The following is a 1,454-nucleotide window of genomic DNA, read 5'->3' on the forward strand; positions in this document are numbered from 1 at the left end:
ACCGTGCGCTACTCCGTCCCGCACCAGCTTGTTGCCGGCGTGGATTGAGTGCCACGTCAAAGCGTTGAACTATCTTGGCAAATTACCAGCAGTCATCGTGCCAGATAATGCTTCTACGGCGACTTATCGGCCGAGGAAGCATTCAGGCTACCGGATGGTCACTGACCGCTACGCAGCGTTTGCCGACTATTACGGGGTCACGATCGTGCCGACTCGGCCCGGCAGGCCACGCGACAAAGCGGCAGTAGAACGTGCCGTGAAAATCGCCTACACCAAAATACTCGGGTACTTCAGCGACGAGGTCTTCTATAGCCTTGATGAACTCAATGAGGCGATCGCTTGCCGTCTTGCCGATATCAACAGCGCAATGACGCGGCCTGATGGCTCAACACGGCGCATGCGCTTTGAGCAAGAAGAAGCACCAATGATGCGCGATCTGCCGCCGACGCCGTTTACGGAAGTGTCTTATAAGCGGCTTAAAGTCGATCGTAATTGGCACATCACCTGTGACTACCAGTACTACTCTGTGGCATTTCAGCTGGTAGGAGAATCGGTAACAGTCAGGCTCACCCCGCAACTGGTGAGTATCTTCAGCGGGGAGCAGCTTGTTGCTGAACACACGCGCCTTTATGGATTTAAATACCGGTATTCCACCAACCCTCAGCATGGGCCGAGTGGCGATGATGAAGGCCACAAGGCGCTTACCCGTGATGAGCTTTTGGCCTGGGCCTCGTCGTTTGGGGCAGCAACGCACGCAGTCATAGCGATGATCCTCGACCGCAATAGTGCCGCCGTACCCCGCGGACTCATCCAGGCACGCAACGTGCTGGCCAACCTGGGCAAAAAGCACAACAAAGCCACCCTGGAACCTGCCTGCCAGCAGGTCTTAGACAAGAAGCTGGCCCCAACGATGGCTGTGATCAAACGCATCCAGACTGACATTGCCCACGCCCAACAACATCCCGGGTCACCAGGGCTAAAAACACAGCCTGTGGCTAAGCGTCAACCACGCCCAAGTACCCCGCTTACCGGTGAGGTGGCCGATGCGGTCTTTATCCGGCCTGCTGATCACTACGAAAACTAGAAGGAATAAGGAGTGCGAAACCATGAGCAGTATCGACGACGAGATTGTGCGGGCGAAAATGCGCAAGCTTCGCGTATCAACCTTCGCTGACATCTTCTACGAGGTTGTCAACGACGAAGCCTATGCGGATGCGCTACCAGAAGACATCTTCCTCGCCGCAGTCGAAGAAGCCTACACACAACGCCAACAACGCAACATTGCCAAGGCTATAACCCAGGCTAAATTCCGATACCCGGATGCAAGCCTTGCTGAAATTACCCGGGCAGAACAACGCGGTATCAACATGCGTCAGCTGAAACGAATCGCAGCAACTAACTGGCGGGAAAACCCGACCAACTGGGGTTGCCCGCAAATCGTGGACACGTAGTGG

Annotated in this window: 1 protein-coding gene and 1 pseudogene; both read left to right on the forward strand. The window is 55.4% G+C overall.

Going from position 1 to position 1,454, the window contains the following annotated elements; all coding sequences use genetic code 11:
- A partial coding sequence (locus HMPREF2806_RS04360) for a Mu transposase domain-containing protein (RefSeq protein ID WP_070516440.1) occupies positions 1-1,084 on the forward strand: 1,084 nt, incomplete at its 5' end.
- Positions 1,085-1,106: 22 nt separating this feature from the next.
- Positions 1,107-1,421 (forward strand): annotated as a pseudogene (locus tag HMPREF2806_RS04365) (ATP-binding protein); the annotation flags it as partial.
- Positions 1,422-1,454 lie beyond the last annotated feature (33 nt).

Source organism: Corynebacterium sp. HMSC076G08 (assembly GCF_001811515.1).
In the GTDB taxonomy this organism is placed as follows: domain Bacteria; phylum Actinomycetota; class Actinomycetes; order Mycobacteriales; family Mycobacteriaceae; genus Corynebacterium; species Corynebacterium hiratae.